At 63.4% G+C, this 16,857-nt stretch carries 14 protein-coding genes; 5 read left to right on the forward strand and 9 right to left on the reverse strand.

The annotated features are described in order from the left end of the window. The first annotated feature begins 4 nt into the window (after positions 1 to 4). Positions 5 to 2,221 (forward strand): CHASE2 domain-containing protein, encoded by a 2,217-nt coding sequence (locus ACR65T_RS11865; protein ID WP_434496665.1) that lies wholly within the window; start codon positions 5 to 7, stop codon positions 2,219 to 2,221. 49 nt (positions 2,222 to 2,270) lie between these two features. Then, entirely contained in the window at positions 2,271 to 2,987 is a 717-nt protein-coding gene (locus tag ACR65T_RS11870; protein ID WP_434496666.1) for an HD domain-containing protein, read from the forward strand. Positions 2,988 to 3,100: 113 nt separating this feature from the next. Here the strand turns inward: ACR65T_RS11870 and ACR65T_RS11875 are convergent, their stop codons facing one another. The 6 genes from ACR65T_RS11875 to ACR65T_RS11900 all read right to left on the reverse strand — a co-directional run bounded on the left by ACR65T_RS11875 (position 3,101) and on the right by ACR65T_RS11900 (position 9,572). After that, positions 3,101 to 4,696: a L,D-transpeptidase family protein gene (locus tag ACR65T_RS11875; protein ID WP_434496667.1), complete on the reverse strand. Its 1,596-nt coding sequence runs from the start codon at positions 4,694 to 4,696 to the stop codon at positions 3,101 to 3,103. 21 nt (positions 4,697 to 4,717) lie between these two features. Next, positions 4,718 to 5,209 (reverse strand): hypothetical protein, encoded by a 492-nt coding sequence (locus ACR65T_RS11880; protein WP_434496668.1) that lies wholly within the window; start codon positions 5,207 to 5,209, stop codon positions 4,718 to 4,720. Next, positions 5,209 to 5,946 (reverse strand): DUF2076 domain-containing protein, encoded by a 738-nt coding sequence (locus ACR65T_RS11885; protein WP_434496669.1) that lies wholly within the window; start codon positions 5,944 to 5,946, stop codon positions 5,209 to 5,211. The genes ACR65T_RS11880 and ACR65T_RS11885 overlap by 1 nt, the downstream gene beginning before the upstream one ends. Before the next feature lie 145 nt (positions 5,947 to 6,091). Next, positions 6,092 to 8,089 (reverse strand): hypothetical protein, encoded by a 1,998-nt coding sequence (locus tag ACR65T_RS11890; RefSeq protein WP_434496670.1) that lies wholly within the window; start codon positions 8,087 to 8,089, stop codon positions 6,092 to 6,094. Positions 8,090 to 8,394: 305 nt separating this feature from the next. Further along, positions 8,395 to 9,153, reverse strand: a complete 759-nt coding sequence (locus ACR65T_RS11895; RefSeq protein WP_434496671.1) for a hypothetical protein — start codon at positions 9,151 to 9,153, stop codon at positions 8,395 to 8,397. Between the two features lie 56 nt (positions 9,154 to 9,209). Further along, positions 9,210 to 9,572 carry a hypothetical protein gene (locus ACR65T_RS11900; RefSeq protein WP_434496672.1) on the reverse strand — a complete coding sequence of 121 codons (363 nt, stop codon included), beginning with the start codon at positions 9,570 to 9,572 and terminating at the stop codon, positions 9,210 to 9,212. A 97-nt stretch (positions 9,573 to 9,669) separates the two neighbouring features. On the opposite strand from ACR65T_RS11900, the gene ACR65T_RS11905 reads away from it, so the two are divergent. Continuing rightward, positions 9,670 to 10,581, forward strand: coding sequence for a LysR substrate-binding domain-containing protein (locus ACR65T_RS11905; RefSeq protein WP_434496673.1), 912 nt, complete (start codon positions 9,670 to 9,672; stop codon positions 10,579 to 10,581). 110 nt (positions 10,582 to 10,691) lie between these two features. Here the strand turns inward: ACR65T_RS11905 and ACR65T_RS11910 are convergent, their stop codons facing one another. After that, a complete protein-coding gene (locus ACR65T_RS11910; RefSeq protein WP_434496674.1) occupies positions 10,692 to 12,044 on the reverse strand; it encodes an ATP-binding protein in 1,353 nt (450 codons plus the stop codon). Beyond that, positions 12,041 to 12,703 carry a response regulator gene (locus tag ACR65T_RS11915; RefSeq protein WP_434496675.1) on the reverse strand — a complete coding sequence of 221 codons (663 nt, stop codon included), beginning with the start codon at positions 12,701 to 12,703 and terminating at the stop codon, positions 12,041 to 12,043. Before ACR65T_RS11915 ends, ACR65T_RS11910 begins: the two co-directional genes overlap by 4 nt. Positions 12,704 to 12,824: 121 nt before the next feature. Between ACR65T_RS11915 and ACR65T_RS11920 the strand changes: the two genes are divergently transcribed. Both ACR65T_RS11920 and ACR65T_RS11925 read left to right on the forward strand, forming a co-directional pair. Next, positions 12,825 to 14,495, forward strand: a complete 1,671-nt coding sequence (locus tag ACR65T_RS11920) for a bifunctional metallophosphatase/5'-nucleotidase (protein ID WP_434496676.1) — start codon at positions 12,825 to 12,827, stop codon at positions 14,493 to 14,495. A 184-nt stretch (positions 14,496 to 14,679) separates the two neighbouring features. After that, the gene (locus ACR65T_RS11925; RefSeq protein WP_434496677.1) at positions 14,680 to 15,993 is read left to right on the forward strand and encodes a DUF2254 domain-containing protein; all 1,314 of its coding nucleotides are present in this window, start codon (positions 14,680 to 14,682) and stop codon (positions 15,991 to 15,993) included. A gap of 251 nt (positions 15,994 to 16,244) precedes the next feature. Here the strand turns inward: ACR65T_RS11925 and ACR65T_RS11930 are convergent, their stop codons facing one another. Continuing rightward, positions 16,245 to 16,697 (reverse strand): hypothetical protein, encoded by a 453-nt coding sequence (locus tag ACR65T_RS11930; protein ID WP_434496679.1) that lies wholly within the window; start codon positions 16,695 to 16,697, stop codon positions 16,245 to 16,247. Positions 16,698 to 16,857: the final 160 nt, after the last annotated feature.

A 16,857-nucleotide genomic window follows, 5' to 3' on the forward strand; every position in this document is an offset into this window, starting at 1 on the left:
GGAGATGTTGAAGCGGCGTCGCGCCTACCTACTCGCGCTTGTCGCCGCTGCGGTTCTCATTTTTCCCTGGGGAGTCATTCAGCCCCGGGCGCTTGACGACCTCCGCAACTTCGTCTTCGACAGCTTTCAACGTCTGGCTCCTCGCGCCTATGATCCCGAGGCGCCGACGCGAGTCGTGGGCATCGACGAGAAGAGTCTCAGCGCCTATGGGCAGTGGCCTTGGCCGCGCGCCCGGCTCGCCGAACTTCTTGATCGCCTGCGCGAACTCGGCGCGGCGTCCATTGCATTCGACTTTATTTTCGCGGAGGCGGATCGCGGCGGAGCGTCCCAGCTCATCGAGGCGATCCCTGACCCGCGCGCCCGCGCCGAGGTGGCGAAGCTCGTCGCAAAGGCGCCGAGCGGCGATCAACTCTTGGCGCAGGCGCTCGCGAAGGCGCCCGCCACGCTTGGAGTCACGCTGACCGACGCCGTTTCCGCGCCGCTGGCGGCGAAGTCGGGACTGGTCACCGCCGGCGACGATCCCGCACCCTTCCTCGCCGCATTCGCCGGCGCGGTCGGCCCGGAACGAAAGCTTGCGGATGCGGCGCGTGGACTCGGCGCGACAAACTGGCTGCCCGATCACGACCAGATCGTTCGTCGGGTGCCGCTGGTGACGCGGGCCGGCGACGTTCTCATGCCCTCCCTGGCGCTCGAAGCCCTGCGCATCGCCCAGGGCGAGCCGGCCATCATCATTCGGTCTTCAAACGCCAGCGGACAAACGGCTTTCGGCAAGCAGACGGGCGTCAATGCGATCAAGGTCGGCGCCTTCGAAATCGCGACCGGTCCCAACGCAGAAGTCCGGCCACGCTATTCGCATAGCGACGCAGTGCGAGACATTTCAGCCAAGGACGTGCTCGAGGGCCGTGTTGCGCGCGATGAAATCGAGGGGCGCATCATCTTCGTGGGCGCATTGGCGACGGGTCTCGGCGACGTCCGCGCGACGCCCCTGGAGCCGGTCGTTCCCGGCGTCGACGTGCATGCGCAGATCGTCGAATCGATCGCCTCGGGCTCGCTGCTCGCACGCCCGGACTGGGCGCCCGGACTGGAGTTCGTCGTCGCCGCGTTCTCGTTTCTGCTGATCATGGGCCTGCTCTTCGTCGCGCCGCCGCTCGTCTCGGCGGCGGCCGCGCCGCTCGCCGTCGCAGGGTTGTTCGCCGGCGCCTTTTATCTGTTCGATCGCCGCGGCGTGCTGCTCGATCCGTCTTATCCGAGTCTCGCGATCATTGGCGGCTATCTCTTCGGCGCGGTGACGCTCTGGCGGGCCGAAACTTCCGCGCGCCGCCACGTGCGTCAGGCCTTCGGCAAATTCGTCGCGCCTGCCGTCGTCGATCGCCTCGCCGAACATCCGGAGCGGCTGGTGCTCGGCGGCGAGACACGCGAATTGACCGTGCTGTTTTCCGATCTGCGCAATTTCTCGGGGATTTCGGAAGGTTTGAGCGCGCGCGAACTCACGCAGTTCATGAACGAATACTTGACCCCGATGACCGACGCCATCCTCGAAGAAGAGGGCACGATCGACAAATATATGGGCGATGCGGTGCTCGCCTTCTGGAACGCGCCGCTCGACATCGACGACCATCCGCGCAAGGCCGTTCGGGCCGCCCTGACGATGCGCGAGGCTCTCGTCAGCCTCAACAAAAGGCGCGCCGCGGCCGCTGCGTCGTCAGGCAATGATGCGCAGCCGGCGGCGATGGGGCTTGGCCTCCATCTCGGGCCTTGCAGCGTCGGTAACATGGGATCCATCCGCCGCTTCGACTATTCGATTCTTGGCGACACGGTGAATCTCGCGTCGCGGCTCGAAGGGGCGAGCAAGGCGTTTCAGACGGACATTGTGGCCTCTGGCGCGGTGCGCGATGCGGCGCCCGACTTCGCCTGGATCGATCTTGGACGTGTCCGCGTCGTCGGAAAGAGCGAACCGACAAGGGTTTTCGCGCTCGCCGGCGACAGCGGGATGGCGGTCTCGGACTCGTATGTGCGCTGGCGCAAGTCGCACGACCTCATGCGCCAGGAATATGAGTCCGGCCGATTAGAAGCCGCCGCCGAGGGAGCCTCGGCGTTGGCGCGATCGGTTCCCGAGCCCTGGCCCGCGCTCTATGTCGTCTTGGAGCAGCGGTATCGCGGTCTCGCCAGGGAAGGGTCGCAGGATAACTGGTCTTCGGTATGGAATCTTTCGAGCAAGTGACGTCTTCGTCCGAGCGCGACTGCTGTCCTGCCGTGTAGTCGCACGCCTTATGGGTTTCTCTTATGATCGCTACTCGCGCATGATCTCAAATCCGGTGCAGAATTATTGGGCCCTGATCGCAGGGCGTCACGACGCGGATGCTTTTTCGGTCATCGACGCCGCCTATCGCGAACCGCAACGCGGGTATCACGATTGGGATCATATCGTCGATTTGCTGACGAAGCTCGACTCCTTGAAGGCGCTCGCCGTCCGGCCCGATCTGATCGCCGCCGCGATCTTCTGGCATGACGCTGTCTATGTGACACGCGAGCTCGACGGTCTGCTTCGTCCCGACGCCGAAAATGTTCGCGCCAGCGCGGCGCTCTTCGAACGTCACTCGAAATTCGATGAAACAGATGCGCAGGCCATCCATGATCTGATCATGGCGACAGCGAATCACCTCAACGCGCGCGCTCCGACTGAGCATTATCCCGGCTTTTCGCGCGATCTGGACCTCTTCCTCGACCTCGATCTTTCCTCGCTCGGCGCGTCCTGGTCCGAGTTCGAGCAAAATCTGGCGCGGCTTCGTTTCGAATACGCCTGGGTGCCCGAGCCGCTCTTTTGCCTTGGGCGGCTCCAGATGATCGACACATTCGCCGCACATGGAGACGCGCTTTACCGCCTCGACGAGACGCGCAAGCTCTGGTCCGCACGGGCGCATCAAAATCTCGCGCGCGCGCAGGAGCAATTGCGCCGGCAGGTGGCGCGGCTCGCCTCATCGGCCTAGAGCGCTTCCCGATCACATGGAATCATGTGATCGATAAGGAATCGCTCAAAATCAAAATGTTGGAGCAGGTTCTCATCGAAAAAGTCTGTCAACTTTTTCGGAACCTGCCCCGCTTACAAAGCGAGCGCCGAGCGCACCTTCGCTGAATAGCCGTAGATGTCGTCGTAAAGCTTCAGCGCGCCGTCGTCGTTGACCACAGCCGTGAAATATTCGACATGCACCGGAACGGGCTTCGCGAGATTGATGCGGTGCTCCTTCTTGCCGATCAGGGCCTTCAGACGCTTTTCGTCGTAGCCAGGACGCGCGACGACCTCTTCCGCGAGCTTGAACGGATCTTGGACACGTACGCATCCGTGACTGTATGCGCGCTTGGCGCGGGCGAAGAGTTTCTTCTGCGGCGTGTCGTGCATGTAGATCAAGAGATCATTCGGAAATACGAATTTGAGCCGGCCGAGCGCATTCTTCGCGCCGGGCTCCTGCTGAACGATCGCACGGCCATTACGAAAGGTTACCTTATATCCGCGCTTGCGGAGCTTGGAGAGCTTGCCGCCGGTTTTGGGCTCCAGCTCCTTCTCGATGATCGACTCCGGAACGGTCCAGGTCGGATTGATGATGATATATGGCATCACGTCGGAAAACACCGGCGTTGGCGACGTCTTCTTCCCGACGACGACGCGCGCGCGCAACACAATGTGATTGTCGCGCGTGAATGTCGTCTCGAACTGCGGAATATTGACTTCGAGGCGCGTCGCGCCCATTTCGCGCGGCTCCCAGCGCCACCGCTCCATATTGGCGATGATCTCCGCCTCGACGCGCTTTGCCTTGGCTTCGGATAGCGACGCAAAATTGGTGATGGGCTGGGCGTCCGACTCGTGAGCCGCAGCCGCCTCGCGGCGCGGATAGCCGCGCGCGGCGCGCAGTTCGGCGAGTTTCTCGCGCAAGGCGGCATAGGCCGCGTGCGGCGGATTGAAGGCGGCAAGCCGCGCGCCGGCATCGTCTCCAGCCTCGGCGATCGCTTCAAGCGCCTGCGCCGGCTTCACCACCGATGGCCGCTCCTCGATGTCAGGTGAAATCGTTGCGGGATTGACCCGGGCGCCGCTCGCTTGCGCCGCATAATCGGCGACGGCCTCCGATAACGCCAGTTCGCCCGCGGCGCTCCAGGACGACTCTTGCGCAGGCGCCTTCACGCGCAGGCCGTCGCGGCCGGCGTCGCGCAGAGTGTCCAGCGCGCTTTTCGCCGACTTGGTGAAGCCGTCGGCGTCGCGCCAGATCGGCGCATAATCGCGCTTCTTGTAATAAGCGGCGATTTCCGAACGCTGGACGCTTCGGCCGACGTCGGGCTCCTCATTCGACCAGTCGCGCAGCGCGCGCGCAAGGCTTTCGCGCGCATCGGTCGCTTGCCGCTCATCGATCCTCCGCTGCTCGTCGACGCCTTGCGGCGCGTCGGCTCCCTGCTGCTTTTCGAGCGCTTGGTCGAGCTCTTGGCGCTCATCGGCCTGCTGCCGTTCATCGGCTTCCCGCGGCGCGTCGACCGGCGGCCGGTCGGAGGTCTCGCGCTCTAGCGCCGGCCTCGCCCCGCGCTGGGCGGCGGCTGACGTGTCGGGCGCGTCGTTTGGCGGGCTCGACATTTGAGCCATGGCCGGGGCGGCGAGCAGGGCGCCTGCGATGACGAAAGGAGCAGCTTGCGGGAGGAGCGAAACGCGAAACATGCTCGAACTCCTGTGCGCCTCTTACAAGGCCTTGCGGCAAACGAAACGGATCGTTTGTCCGCGCACGCCATAGCCCTCGTCGGTCTCGACGGTGACGCCATGGCAATTCTGCGTCGGATCTGACTGCGCGACGGCGGTCGACTCCTGCCAGTCGATGGGAAGGATGAAAGGCTTCACCGACGAGGCGTCGGCGGCGACGCGCGCAGGCTGCGCGTCCGGCGCCTTGACGAGGAGCGCCTTGGCGGCGGCGAAGCTGACATTGGCGGCGAGGATCGCGAAGGCGATCTTCATGGCCAGCGCGATGCGAATCGGTCGCGAAGCGAAGCTGGTCTTGGTCGTGCGGTTCGTCGTGTTGTTCATCGAACGGTTCATGGCGAGTTCCCCGTGGTCCGTCCGCTCGATCAGCGGATGATCGGACCCTAGAACGCCGCTCGGGGAGTCGCGGTGCGCTGGCGCACAGGGCGCCAGATGCGAGAACTCCCGGCCCTTGCGGGGCCGGGAGCCAAATTTCATCAGACGTCGAAGCCGCCGTCGCCGCCGCTGTCGAAGCCGCCGCCGTCATCGAAGCCGGGGTCGGCGCCATAGTCGGCGTCCTCCACCCCGCCTGCGCTGTCGTAGCCGTAACCGGCGTCGGTGGCGCCCGAGCCCGACTCATCGCCGTAATAGTTGTTGATCACCGTATCGCCGCCGGCCGGCGTAAAGCCGGAGCCGATGCCGAGATTCCCCATCCCGCCATAGCCGGCGCCATGCGAGAACAGGTTGCGGATGCCGTCGGCGAGCAGCACGCCGCCCGCGACGCCCGCGGCGGTGCCGAGCGCGCCCTTCAGAAATCCGCCGCTTTCAGGCGCAGGCGGCTGCTGCTGGCCCCAGCCCTGCGGCGCGTAGCCGCCGGCCACGGGATTCATGCCGCCCTGCTGGGCGCCGCCCCAAGGTCCGCTCGGACGAGCCTGCTGGGGAGGACGCGGCGGCGCCGGACGGGGACCACCGCCGAACAGGCCGCCAAGGAAACCGCCGGCGGGCTTCGATTCAAGCTCCTGCACACGCGCCTCGAGTTCCTCGATGCGCGCATTGGCGCCTTGCAGCGCCTGATCCTGCACGATCACGGTCTGCGCCAGGAGATAGGGCGCCGCAGGCTGAGCCTTGATCTGTTCGCTGATGAAAGCCTCCGCCTCCTGGTCGCGCGGCGTCGAGGCGGCGCTCTTGGTGCGCTCGAACAGACCAGCGATGAGTTGGCGTTCTTCCGGTGACATAGGGTTTCTCCATAGTCGCCGCCCTCGAAGGCGCGGCGCAGCAAGATATGGCCCCGCTGCAAAACGCCGCCAAGCCCCAAGCGCAAACGCGGCCGATTAAACTTTCGAAATCTAGCGTAAGGCCGGGTCGCGCTAGATCTCCGCGCTAGGCGTGCGGCCAGTGCCGTTCGCGGAACCAGCTGCGATAGTCCGTCATCTTCGCGCGCTGGGCGGCCGGCGCGCGCCGCGAGCACGTCGCCGCCTCGGCGCTCCCGTCCGAAGCGCCCCAGCGCAGTTCGACGCAGTCATTGGGATTGTAGCCCATCTCAAGGTCCGCCGCGCGGTCCATGACGTCTTTGAGCGAGAGCGTCCAGGCGGAGCCATCGCTGCGGGTGTAGGAGAATGTGCGGGCCGCGAGTTCGCTCGCCAGCGCGCTTTGCAGTTGCGCCTGAACGCCCGCCGGACCTCTGCCAAACGGCATGGCGTAGCGATCGCTGCGCCGAGCGACACGATCTGGAAATCCGCGCACTACGTCGATCGCGATCAGCAGGCGGAGATCGCGCGCCGGCGTCGAGAAATCCTCCCATGCGCCGCTCGTCGCGAAGATCGCCGCACCGTCCGGCATGGACGCCTCGCCGCGCCCGCCGTTCTGGAACTTTCGACCGTTTTCGACCGCAACCGCGCGCGTCTTCACCTGCTCATCAAGCGCCGTGATGGCCGCCATCATCGCGCGGGTCGGATCGAGCGGCTCGGGCGACATCACCTCATCCATGCGATCGTAGAAATCCTCGGCGCCGAACTGCGACTGCTCCAGGGAGAAATCGCCGTAATCCGGGTTCTTGGCGATCTCGGCATTGGTGAGCGCCCGCAACCCGCCGTTCTCCCGCACGATCGGCCGGAAGCGCTTGAAGCCCGGGCTGCCGAGGGAAGCTCCGTTCGCGAACAGGAAATTGCCGCGCCAGAACCGCTTGCGCGTGACAGTGCCATCCGGCTCGGCGTCGACAGCAAGAAAGACGCCGGCGGCGTCCGCCGTCTGCGGAATGCGTTGCACCAGCATCATGACGTGCCCGTAAGGATCAGCGTAGGCGGTTCCGGGACGCAGCGTCTCCTGCGTCAGTGGAATCGTGTAAAAATCGGATTTGTCGCTGTTTGCCGGCGCGCGCACCGAACCGGAATGAACGACGTCGCCCACTGCCCGTAAATATCCGGCGACGCCCGCCGGTCGCTTCGGGGCAGGCGGTTTCGCAGGGGCGACCGGCGCAGTCGTCGGCGCCGCCGGCTGGACCTGCTGAGGCTGTGCAAACAGCTGCTGTAAAAAGTTCGTGGGAGGAGCCGCTATGCGGGTAGGGGCCGGCGGAGCGGCGGCCGACGCCACGGCTTGCTCCGGCGGCGGCGCGGGTCGGGTCAGTTGGGGATGCAGAATATCGAAGCGCTCATTGCATCGCGGCGGCGCGCCGGCGGCGCCGCGCGAGCAATTCGAATAGGCGAAAGGCAGCCCCATCTTGTAGGCGAAATAGGCGCGCAAGAAGTAGACGAAATCGGCGCAGTCGGGTTTCAGCGATTGGGTGAAGCTGTCTTCGCCCTTGCCGAGATGATTGAACAGGACATTGCGCGACGGATTGCGCAGCACCTCGTGCCATGTCTTCCATGATTGCTCCGCTTCGAGCGGCGCGTCAAAAAGCTTGGCGACCCACGCCGAATATAAATTCTCCGTCGCGCGGTTCCATGAATTGTGCACCCGCCAGACGCTGCCTTCCGCCGCATGCGAGGCGGACGATTTGCGCGCGCTCACGGCGATGTCCTTCGTAATCGTGCCGCAAGTGAACGAAGACGTGTCGAGCGTCGCACGCCACGCGCCGGCGGCCGGCGACGCAACCTCGGCGAACCAGACATACGGCGGTCCGCCTCGCTGTCCGTGCGATCTGGCCGCGACCCTTCCATCAGGCGCAATCAGCGAAAGCTCGCCGTCGAGCGGCTTTTCGGCGGCGACGAGGATACGCAAGGGCGCGCCTGCCCAAGGCGACGCCGGCGACGTTACAACCGCGACCTCAGCCGATTCCTCGCAGGGCGAATCTTGAGCCTGGGCGTTTGAGAAGGGAAAAAGGAAGGCAAAAAAGGCGCTTGCGACAGTCAAGGATGCAGCGAAACGGCGCGCTGGAAACATTTGTGACCCTCTCTTGGACCGCCTTCTTGGACCGCCTCGATGGTTTTCTTCGTCAGCGGCCGGTTCGCAGGACGCGGCGTTGGCGGCAATCCGGCTGGGGACTTGCGACGCGACTTTCGCACGGCGGCCCATTGCGCACGGCCCATTGTTTGAAAGAAATAGGTCAAAATGGCGACGTCCGCCCGCCACGCTCACGACGTCGCGCCATGTCGAGACCGGTCCAATCAGGCGCTTCCGACATCCACGCTGCTGCCGGCGGGCTTCCTCGCGCTCCTGCAGCCCCTCTGGCGGCCGCTCGCCGACTATCACACGACGTCGGATTCGAACTTGACCGGAGGCGAAGATGCGCCTTTGAGGCAGGGCGAAACGAAAAGGTAGCCGCGCCAGGCGCCATGTGCGGTGCGGCTTGCCACGATACTCCAGAACACCGCCAGGCAGATGACCAGAACACTGCCGGCCACGTCGAAAAGGGCGAGGTGGGTCGTGCGCCCGAGCGCGAGCGTGCCCATCGCATAGACCGCAAGCGGGAAGGTGAAGCCCCACCATCCAAGATTAAAGGGCAGGCCCTGGCGGATGTAGCGGATGGTCTTCAGCACGGCGAGCCCAAGCCACCAGGCGCCGTAGCCCCAGAAGATCACGCCGCCGACGATGCCGACGCCCTGCGCTGTTCTGCCAACGTCCGCAAGGTCGTTGGCGGCGAAAATTGCAGGCGCGTCGTCGCCAAGCAGAATAAGGCCAAGCGCGCCAGTTCCGATGGGGCCGAGCGCCAGCCAGGCGGACGCGCCCATGTCGCTTTCCGGCAGCTTGTGAAGCGCAAGCCGTAGGAACAGGAGCACGAGCACGCTCATTGCCAGTGGCGTCGAATAGGCCCAGAGCGCGTAGCCGAGCATCAGCACGCTGAACGCTTCAGATGTCGCCAGATGCGGCGCCAGCGATCCGGCGCTAGCTGCGGCGACCTCGGCAGCGACAATCGGCAGCAGCCAGACGGCGGTCATCCGTTCGATGCGGTGATCCTGGCGCGTGAACATGAAGTAGGGAATCACGAGACCGCTAGCCAACGACATCGCCGCGTCGATCCACCAGAGCGTGTGGGCAGTCGCGACCGCCGCCGCGTCGCCGATCAGAGAAGGGCCGAACGCCAGGAACCCGTTAATGATCTAGCTAGTCCCATCGGCACCGCGCCGAAGAACATCGACATCACAGGGTGGTCGAAGATGCGCCGCGCTTCGTGGGGGAATATCGCCCATCGGGCCGCATAAACGAGCGTGAAGGCGGCGAACAAGATGATGTCGGCGAGCCAAAGCATCACAGCGGCGCCGCCCGCGCCCGGAATATGGCTCGGGAATTGGTTTAAACACAACGCGAGACCGCCGGTGCCCATGGTTACTGTGAACCAGTTCGGGGTGAAATTGCGGACGATGTCGAGGAACTGCTTGGGCGAAGCGGGGGCCTTTGAATCAGCGTTGCGGGGCAAAATGGTCATTGTCGAGCCTCTGATTGTGCTGCAATGGACATAGTGCCGGGTTGATCGATTAGTCCAATTGATACAAGCTATGAAAGTAATCTAATCTACAGATCGTATGACGCTGGACCAGCTTCGAATTTTCATTGCGGTCGCCGAGCACGAGCACATGACGCGGGCTGCGTCCGCGCTCAATCTCGCGCAATCGGCGGCGAGTCACGCCATCGCGGCGCTGGAGGCGCGCCACGACGTTCGGCTATTCGACCGGGTCGGTCGCCGTATCGAGTTAACCGAGACCGGAGGGGCCTTCCTGGCCGAAGCACGCGCCATCCTCGCCCAGGTCGAGCACGCAGAACGGATGCTGAGCGAGTTTGGGAAGCTCGAGCGGGGAACCCTGACCATCCACGCGAGCCAGACGATAGCGGGCTATTGGCTGCCGCGCCATCTCGTGGCGTTTCGCAATGCGTTTCCGCGAGTCGATATTCATCTCGCCATCAACAACTCCGCCCACGTCGCAAAAGCCGTGGAGAGCGGCGTGGCCGAGGTCGGTTTCGTCGAAGACGAAATTGACGACGATTGCTTAGTCAGCGCGACTGTGGCGCGCGACCAGTTGCTGCTCGTCGTCAGTCCGCAGCATCGCTGGGCGGACCGCCGCGATCTGGAGTCGAGCGATCTGGTCGACGGCGACTGGGTCTTTCGCGAGCTTGGCTCTGGCACCAGGTCGGCCTTCGAACGCGCGGTCGCGAGCCTAGGGATTTCGCCGGAGCGTCTGCGTATAGCGATGGAGCTACCGTCGAACGAGGCGGTGCGCGCTGCGGTCGAGGCCGGCTTGGGGGCAGCCGCAATTTCTGCGACGGTCGCGGCGCCCAGCATCGAAGCCGGATTGCTGCGCAGCGTTGGATTTGCGCTGCCCGAACGCGAATTCTATGCGCTCAGGCACAAGCAGCGCTTTCGTAGTCGCGCCGCGAACGCGTTGCTCGCGATCATCGAGCGCGCGGCGCCCGAACGCCTAGCTCGCAGAAGTTCTTAGGCTCTCAACGAAGACATCATTCTTCGATAAGTCAGAGCAAATTGATCGCGCCGGCCGTTCGGGCGCGATCAGGGTGCGCAGACGCACTGTTCCGGGGGCGGCTCCGAGGATCACGCGTCCGCCGCGACGGTTTGCATTCCGATCTCGGCGCGAAGGCCGCGGTGATCCAACCTGTTGCGCAACTTCAGAGTTGCGCCGCTGCGCCTGACCGCGAGATCGACGATCGCAAGACCAAGGCCGCTGCCTGGCGCATTCGCGTTTCGATGCCGCCCACGGAAAAAGCGCTGCGCCACGTGCGGCAATTCCTCCTCGGGGATTCCCGGACCCTCGTCCTCGACGAAAAGCGTCATGCCGCCGGCGAGACCCCAACGAATGACGCCCGCGTTCGAGGCATGCAGGAGGGCATTTTCGTGCAGATTTCTTAGCGCCAGCAGGAAAAGCTCGCGATTGGCTCGGACAATGATCGGCGCGAGAGCCGGATCGATTTCGACTCGGCGCTCCCCGCCTGATAGCTTCAACGCATCGATTGTTTCCCTGAGAGCGTCCGACACGCGAATTTCTTCTTTGTCGTCAAGGTCGAGGTCGGCGTCGAGCTTAGCGAGAGTCAGAAGCTGGCTCACCAATCTAGATGTGCGGTCCACGGCGAAGAGAATCTGCCGTAGCGCGCCCTCCCTAACTCCCGGCTCGGTCGCGGCGATCGCGACTTGAGCCTGAGTTTTCAGTCCTGCAAGCGGGGTTCGCAGTTCATGCGCCGCGAAGGCCGTGACATCGCGCTCGCGCCGTCGGGCGGTTTCGACCTTGGCGAAAAGGCTGTTGAGGGCGTCCGCGACCGGCCTAACCTCGAACGGCGCGTCGCCCAGCTTGATCGGGCTCATGTCGTCGACCCGGCGGCTCTGCAGTTCCTCAGCCATGTTCGACAACGGCCGCAGTCCGCGTCCGATGCAGATCCAGATGAGGGCGCCCAATAGGGGGACGATGAAGGCGGCGGGAGCCATCAATCCTTTGATGACGCCGCCGACAAGCCTGTCTCGCATTCCGATCCGGTCGCCGACCAGAACGCGGAAGCCTTTGTCCGCGTCTTCCAATGCGTAGACCCGCCAAGGCTCTCCCTCGACTATTCGTTCGGAGAACCCGGAAGCCGCGTCCGACAAATGAGCGTCGGGAGCGCCGCTTGAGCGCGCGACCAGACGCCCGTCCAGCGACCAGATCTGACAGGCGAGCTGTCGCTGATACTTCATGGTTTCGGGATGACTGACTGGAACAGGAATTGCGCCCGCCAATTGTGCGGCGTCGCCTCTCGCGACGAGTGAATTGACCATGCGCGCGGCCTCCTGGAGGCGGGCGTCAAGCACATGCTCGATTTCGGCTTCGGTTCGGAAATAGATCCACCCTGCCGCCCCCAACCAGATCGCCCCTGTTGCGGATAGGAGGATGAGGAACAGGCGCGCACGGAGCGAGGTCATGAGCCGATCCTCATTCTGTATCCGAGCCCTCGCACCGTTTCGATTGTGTCCCGTCCGATCTTCGACCGGAGATTATGGACATGAACTTCGATCGCATTGCTCTCGACCTCTTCCTGCCATCCATACAGGCGGTCCTCGATTTCGAATTTCGATCTGACCGCGCCCGGTCGCTCCATCAAGGTCGAAAGCACAGCGAACTCCCGCCGCGAAAGGCTGACGGGCTTGCCGTTCACCGCAACGCTCAATTGCGCCGGATCGAGCACAACGCCGCGCACGTTCAGGCAAGGTGCAGCGCGGCCCTCTCCCCGCCTCGCCACAGCGCGAAGGCGGGCGGCCAATTCGTCCAGGTCGAACGGTTTGCCGAGATAATCGTCAGCGCCTCTATCAAGACCCTCGATCCGGTTTCTCACCTCGTCGAGGGCAGTCAGGAGAAGCACCGGCGTGCGATTGCCGGCCGCTCGCAGTTCCTTCAGGAGATCGAGCCCCGATCCGTCTGGAAGCATCACATCGAGGACCAAGGCGTCGAACGAAGTCGTCTTGAGCGCCGCGCGCGCGTCGGCGCAGCAGGCGACCGTATCGACGGCGACGCCCGCTAATCTCAGCCCCGCGGCAAGACCGTCCGCGAGGATCGGATCGTCTTCCACCGTAAGAACGCGCATCGACCTTTCCCTTTCTATCGCTCACTCCGCCATGGCGCTTAAGGCTGCCTTAAGGTGGATTTTTCATCCGGAGGACGTTCGTAGCCAATCAGGCGTTCGCGCAAGCTAAAAGGAAGAACAGATGATTAAGCCGCTGAGTCGACGGCGTTTCATGTCGTCCGTCGCCATGTCGGCGATCGGCGCAGGCGCTTCCGGGGCTTGCGTCGCCCTCGCGAATGTTCCGCAACGCGATCCGCCGACGGGCAAGCGCGTGACCCTGCTGCATTTCACCGATACGCACGCCCAACTCGAAACGCATCCCGAATATCTGCCCGGCGCCAGCCCCGAAGTCCAAATGATGGGAGGCTACGCTCGCCTCAAGACCGCGATCGACCGCGAGCGAGCGCTTCACGATCACCCCTGCTTCTTGCTCGACGGGGGTGATGAATTCCAGGGCTCCGGCCCCGCGACCTGGTCAAAAGGCGAAGTTGTTCTCCACCCGCTCAATGCGCTGGGGCTCGACGCCTTCGTTCCAGGCAATTGGGAGGCGGCCTATGGTCCCGAACGCTTCAAAGAGACCATGACGGGGCTCAAGTGCCCGGTGATCTGCTACAATTTCCATGACATAGCTAGCGGCCAACCCCTCTTCGCGCCTTCGGCGATAATTGAGAGAGAAGGCGTGAAAGTGGCTTTCGTCGGCATCACCGACATCAGCGCCAGCAAGCGTCATCCGCCCGCTGAGTTCCGCGGCATGGACACGACCCGGATCGACGGCTTGCACGATTTCGTCAAGGATTTGCGCGCTCGGCAGCGGCCGGACCTGCTTGTCGCCGTGACGCATACCGGCCTATCGATCGCCCGCCAGATCGCGCGGGACATCCCCGAATTTGACGTCATCTTGTCCGGCCATTCCCACGAGCGGACCTCCAGGCCGATCCTGGAAGGCAAGGTCATCATTGTGGAACCCGGTTCATTTGGCTCCTTTCTGGCGCGGCTGGACCTTCACCTTGCTGCGGACGGCGGCGTCGCGGGGCATGCGTTCCGCCTCATTCCGATCCTCGAAAGTCGCTACGCCGAGGATCCGAAGGTCAAAGCCCTGGTCGACACGTCTCTCGCGCCATATCGGGAACGAATGACCAAACCGGTGGGTGAGACGGAGACGCTCATCATGCGTTATGACGTATTGGAGAGCACGGCTGACGATTTTATTACCGACGCCGTTCGGGAGGCGTCAAAAGCTGACATCGCTTTCTCGAATGGCTTCCGCTTTGGCGTTCCCATTCCGCCGACGACAGTAACGGAAGGCGATCTGTGGAATTTATTGCCCATGGATGCGCGGCTAAAGACAGGCTGGGTCACCGGCAAAGAACTGCGCGCTTATCTCGAAGATGAGCTGGAACTGGTCTTCGCCAGCAATCCGTGGAGGCTCAATGGCGGCTGGGGCCCGCGCGCCGCGGGCTTGGCCATCCTCTTCAACGCGCTTGCGGAGAAAGGCCGGCGCCTCGTCTCCCTGAAGGTCAATGGCGTCGAAATCGATGATCACAAACGTTACGTAATCGCCGGCTGCGAACGCGATGGCGAACCGATGGACGTCATTTGTCGGCACGCGGGCAGCCATGATGCGCAGGTTCTCCCTCTCACTGTCCATCAGGCCCTCCACCAATATTTCAAGACGCATCCGATCATCGCGCCACGCCGCGAGGGGAGGGAGAAAGCGTTGGACTTGGCGCCTCTCGTCTTCAGCCAGGATGCCGTGCTGACGGGCGACGCTGACACCGCCGCGACCATCCCCTCCGGCCTGCCGCCAGGCTAAAGGATCGGCGCACTTGCGCTGATCCTTAAATCCGCCTCAGCGAAGACTAGGCGTTTCCCATTCAAGCCGACGTGGCGTCGCTGGGTCCTTCGGCCCGGCGGCTGAGGCATGGTTCCGCGCGCTATATATCCCGGCGGTCGGGGGAGGTCGCTTGCGCTAGCGCTTCAGTTAGATCGAGGACCAGATGGCGCGCAAAGGAAAATCGGGTCGCCTCTCCAACGCGATGAGCTGGTTCAAATCCCGGCTATGGCTGATTCCGTGCGGCATGAGCGTGCTTGCGCTCGGCGCCGGCTATGCGCTCGTGCGTTACAGCTTCAAGGTCCCGATCGACGCCAGCGGTTCGCTGTGGCTGTTCAGCGGCGACCCCGCCACCGCGCGCGGCCTTCTCTCTACGATCGTTTCCGGCATGATTACGATGACGTCTCTCGTCGTGTCCTTAACGATCCTTGTGCTGGCGCAGGCGGCGCGCCAGCTTGGCCCTCGGCTTATCTATAATTTCATTGGCGACCGCTCCATCCAGGCCGCTCTCGGTCTTTTCGTGGCGACGATTCTCTATTGCCTCTTCATCTTGCGGAGCATCAATGAGCAGCTCGGGCCGCAAGGCGTGCCGCGCTACGCGGTGACTCTCGCGAGCCTTCTCACCATCGCCTGTTTGTTTGCGCTGCTTGCATATATCAGCAAGCTCGCACATTCGATCGTTTCCGACACCGTCGTCCGCGAAGTTGGCGACAATCTCGACGCCGCCATCGACGAATGTCCCCGCCGCTCCGATCACGCCGACGAAAAGATCGACGTCGACGAGGAAAGCCGAGAGCACGCGACGCGGCGCTGCATCGGACTCGAACAGAGCGGCTATGTGCAGTTCATCGATTATGACGCGCTGGTCAAAACCGCCGGGCGTCACGACACCGTGTTGATCGTGCACATCGAACCGGGCGCGTTCCTTTTGCAGAAGGGAGACACGGTCGAGGTTCGTTCGAAAGCGCTTGTCGGGAAGCGCGTGGAGCGCGCAATTCGAGATTGCTTTGTGATCGGCGCCGTGCGCACGCCCACGCAGGATCTGCAATATTCCGTGCGCCAATTGGTTGAAATCGCATTGCGCGCCCTGTCGCCGAGCATCAACGATCCTTACACCGCAACGGCCGTCATTAACCGACTCTCCGCCTCGCTCGAAAAAGCCGGCGCACGCGAGCTAACAACAAAATACTACCGCGACAGAGCCGGTCGTTTGCGGGTCGTCGCGGCGAACGGCGGCTATGGACCTGTCGTCGAGACCGCCTTCACGCAGATTCGCGCCGCGGCCGAGGGAATGCCGGCAGTTCTCATGGTGCTCACAGAACGTATCCAGGACCTGCTGCACAGCGCGGAACTGCGAGAGCAACGCGAGGCTCTGCTTGCTCAGCTTCAGGCGATCCGCTGGACGATTGCGCAGATCAACGAGCCGGAAGATCGCAGGAAGCTCGAAGCGATCGTCGCCGGCCCAATGGAGACGGGCTGAACTCGCATTTTGCCTTTCCCCCAAGGGGAAGGCTCCAGTGGAGTTGCCCCTCATCCTTCGAGACGCGCGCTGCTCCGCGATGAGGGGCCTTTTGATTGCGGAGCTGCGTATGTTCGCGCTTGTCGCGGGCGTCCACGCGGCGCCGCTACATGCGCCTTGCGGCATTTGCGAAACGTCGCGGCGTGATGGCCGAGTCACGCCCGGCCATCACCGTTGTGAGTCGCTCCGCTAAAGAAGACGACACTTGCCAACTACTCAAGCTGCGGAGGGGCAGGGAAGCGTGACAGATAAGCGTGAGCACGCGGCAGCGTATTGTGCAGGAATTGGGTAGGCTCACGAAGCCAGAGGCCGTCATACGAACGCGATTTCGCTTCCGAGATCAGCACATCGCGCGGCAGCGGAACTAAAGTCGCGCGCCATCCCGGCCACCAGCGATTGGCCTTCTGTTCGATATGGGCCAGAAGACGGTCGGCGCTTGAGTAGCCATGGTAATCGAACGCCCATGAACCACCAGAGACAATAATGTGATTGCCCGTAATACCAGTCGCGGGCTTGATCCAAAGCGCCTCGGCGTCGGCATCGCCATATTTTTCGAAAAATGCGTAAGCCAAGATGTGACAACCCCCGCATGCGAAAAACACTCGGTCGGGTAAATTCCATCGCAGCCCGGGATCTTGTTTTTTGCGCTCGGCGATTCTGTACATGGTCAGCAACCTACCGCTGCCGGATGATCGTCCACCATGTGCGAAAACCAGAAATCGGCACAAAATCACAGCTTTGATTTTGCGGGAATTCTGCCAGCGCCGTCCCCTCATCCTTCGAGACGCGCGCTGCGCGCGCTCCTCAGGATGAGGGGCCTTGGAT

It is taken from the genome of Methylocystis sp., from assembly GCF_051061285.1.
Taxonomy (GTDB): Bacteria; Pseudomonadota; Alphaproteobacteria; order Rhizobiales; family Beijerinckiaceae; genus Methylocystis.

Excerpts from the sequence above, each read along its gene's own strand:
- ACR65T_RS11865 (WP_434496665.1), top strand. The coding sequence starts at position 5 with ATGTTGAAGCGGCGTCGCGCCTACCTACTCGCGCTTGTCGCCGCTGCG.
- ACR65T_RS11870 (WP_434496666.1), top strand. The coding sequence starts at position 2,271 with ATGGGTTTCTCTTATGATCGCTACTCGCGCATGATCTCAAATCCGGTG.
- ACR65T_RS11875 (WP_434496667.1), bottom strand. The coding sequence starts at position 4,696 with ATGTTTCGCGTTTCGCTCCTCCCGCAAGCTGCTCCTTTCGTCATCGCA.
- ACR65T_RS11880 (WP_434496668.1), bottom strand. The coding sequence starts at position 5,209 with ATGAAATTTGGCTCCCGGCCCCGCAAGGGCCGGGAGTTCTCGCATCTG.
- ACR65T_RS11885 (WP_434496669.1), bottom strand. The coding sequence starts at position 5,946 with ATGTCACCGGAAGAACGCCAACTCATCGCTGGTCTGTTCGAGCGCACC.
- ACR65T_RS11890 (WP_434496670.1), bottom strand. The coding sequence starts at position 8,089 with ATGTTTCCAGCGCGCCGTTTCGCTGCATCCTTGACTGTCGCAAGCGCC.
- ACR65T_RS11895 (WP_434496671.1), bottom strand. The coding sequence starts at position 9,153 with ATGTCGTTGGCTAGCGGTCTCGTGATTCCCTACTTCATGTTCACGCGC.
- ACR65T_RS11900 (WP_434496672.1), bottom strand. The coding sequence starts at position 9,572 with ATGACCATTTTGCCCCGCAACGCTGATTCAAAGGCCCCCGCTTCGCCC.
- ACR65T_RS11905 (WP_434496673.1), top strand. The coding sequence starts at position 9,670 with ATGACGCTGGACCAGCTTCGAATTTTCATTGCGGTCGCCGAGCACGAG.
- ACR65T_RS11910 (WP_434496674.1), bottom strand. The coding sequence starts at position 12,044 with ATGACCTCGCTCCGTGCGCGCCTGTTCCTCATCCTCCTATCCGCAACA.
- ACR65T_RS11915 (WP_434496675.1), bottom strand. The coding sequence starts at position 12,703 with ATGCGCGTTCTTACGGTGGAAGACGATCCGATCCTCGCGGACGGTCTT.
- ACR65T_RS11920 (WP_434496676.1), top strand. The coding sequence starts at position 12,825 with ATGATTAAGCCGCTGAGTCGACGGCGTTTCATGTCGTCCGTCGCCATG.
- ACR65T_RS11925 (WP_434496677.1), top strand. The coding sequence starts at position 14,680 with ATGGCGCGCAAAGGAAAATCGGGTCGCCTCTCCAACGCGATGAGCTGG.
- ACR65T_RS11930 (WP_434496679.1), bottom strand. The coding sequence starts at position 16,697 with ATGTACAGAATCGCCGAGCGCAAAAAACAAGATCCCGGGCTGCGATGG.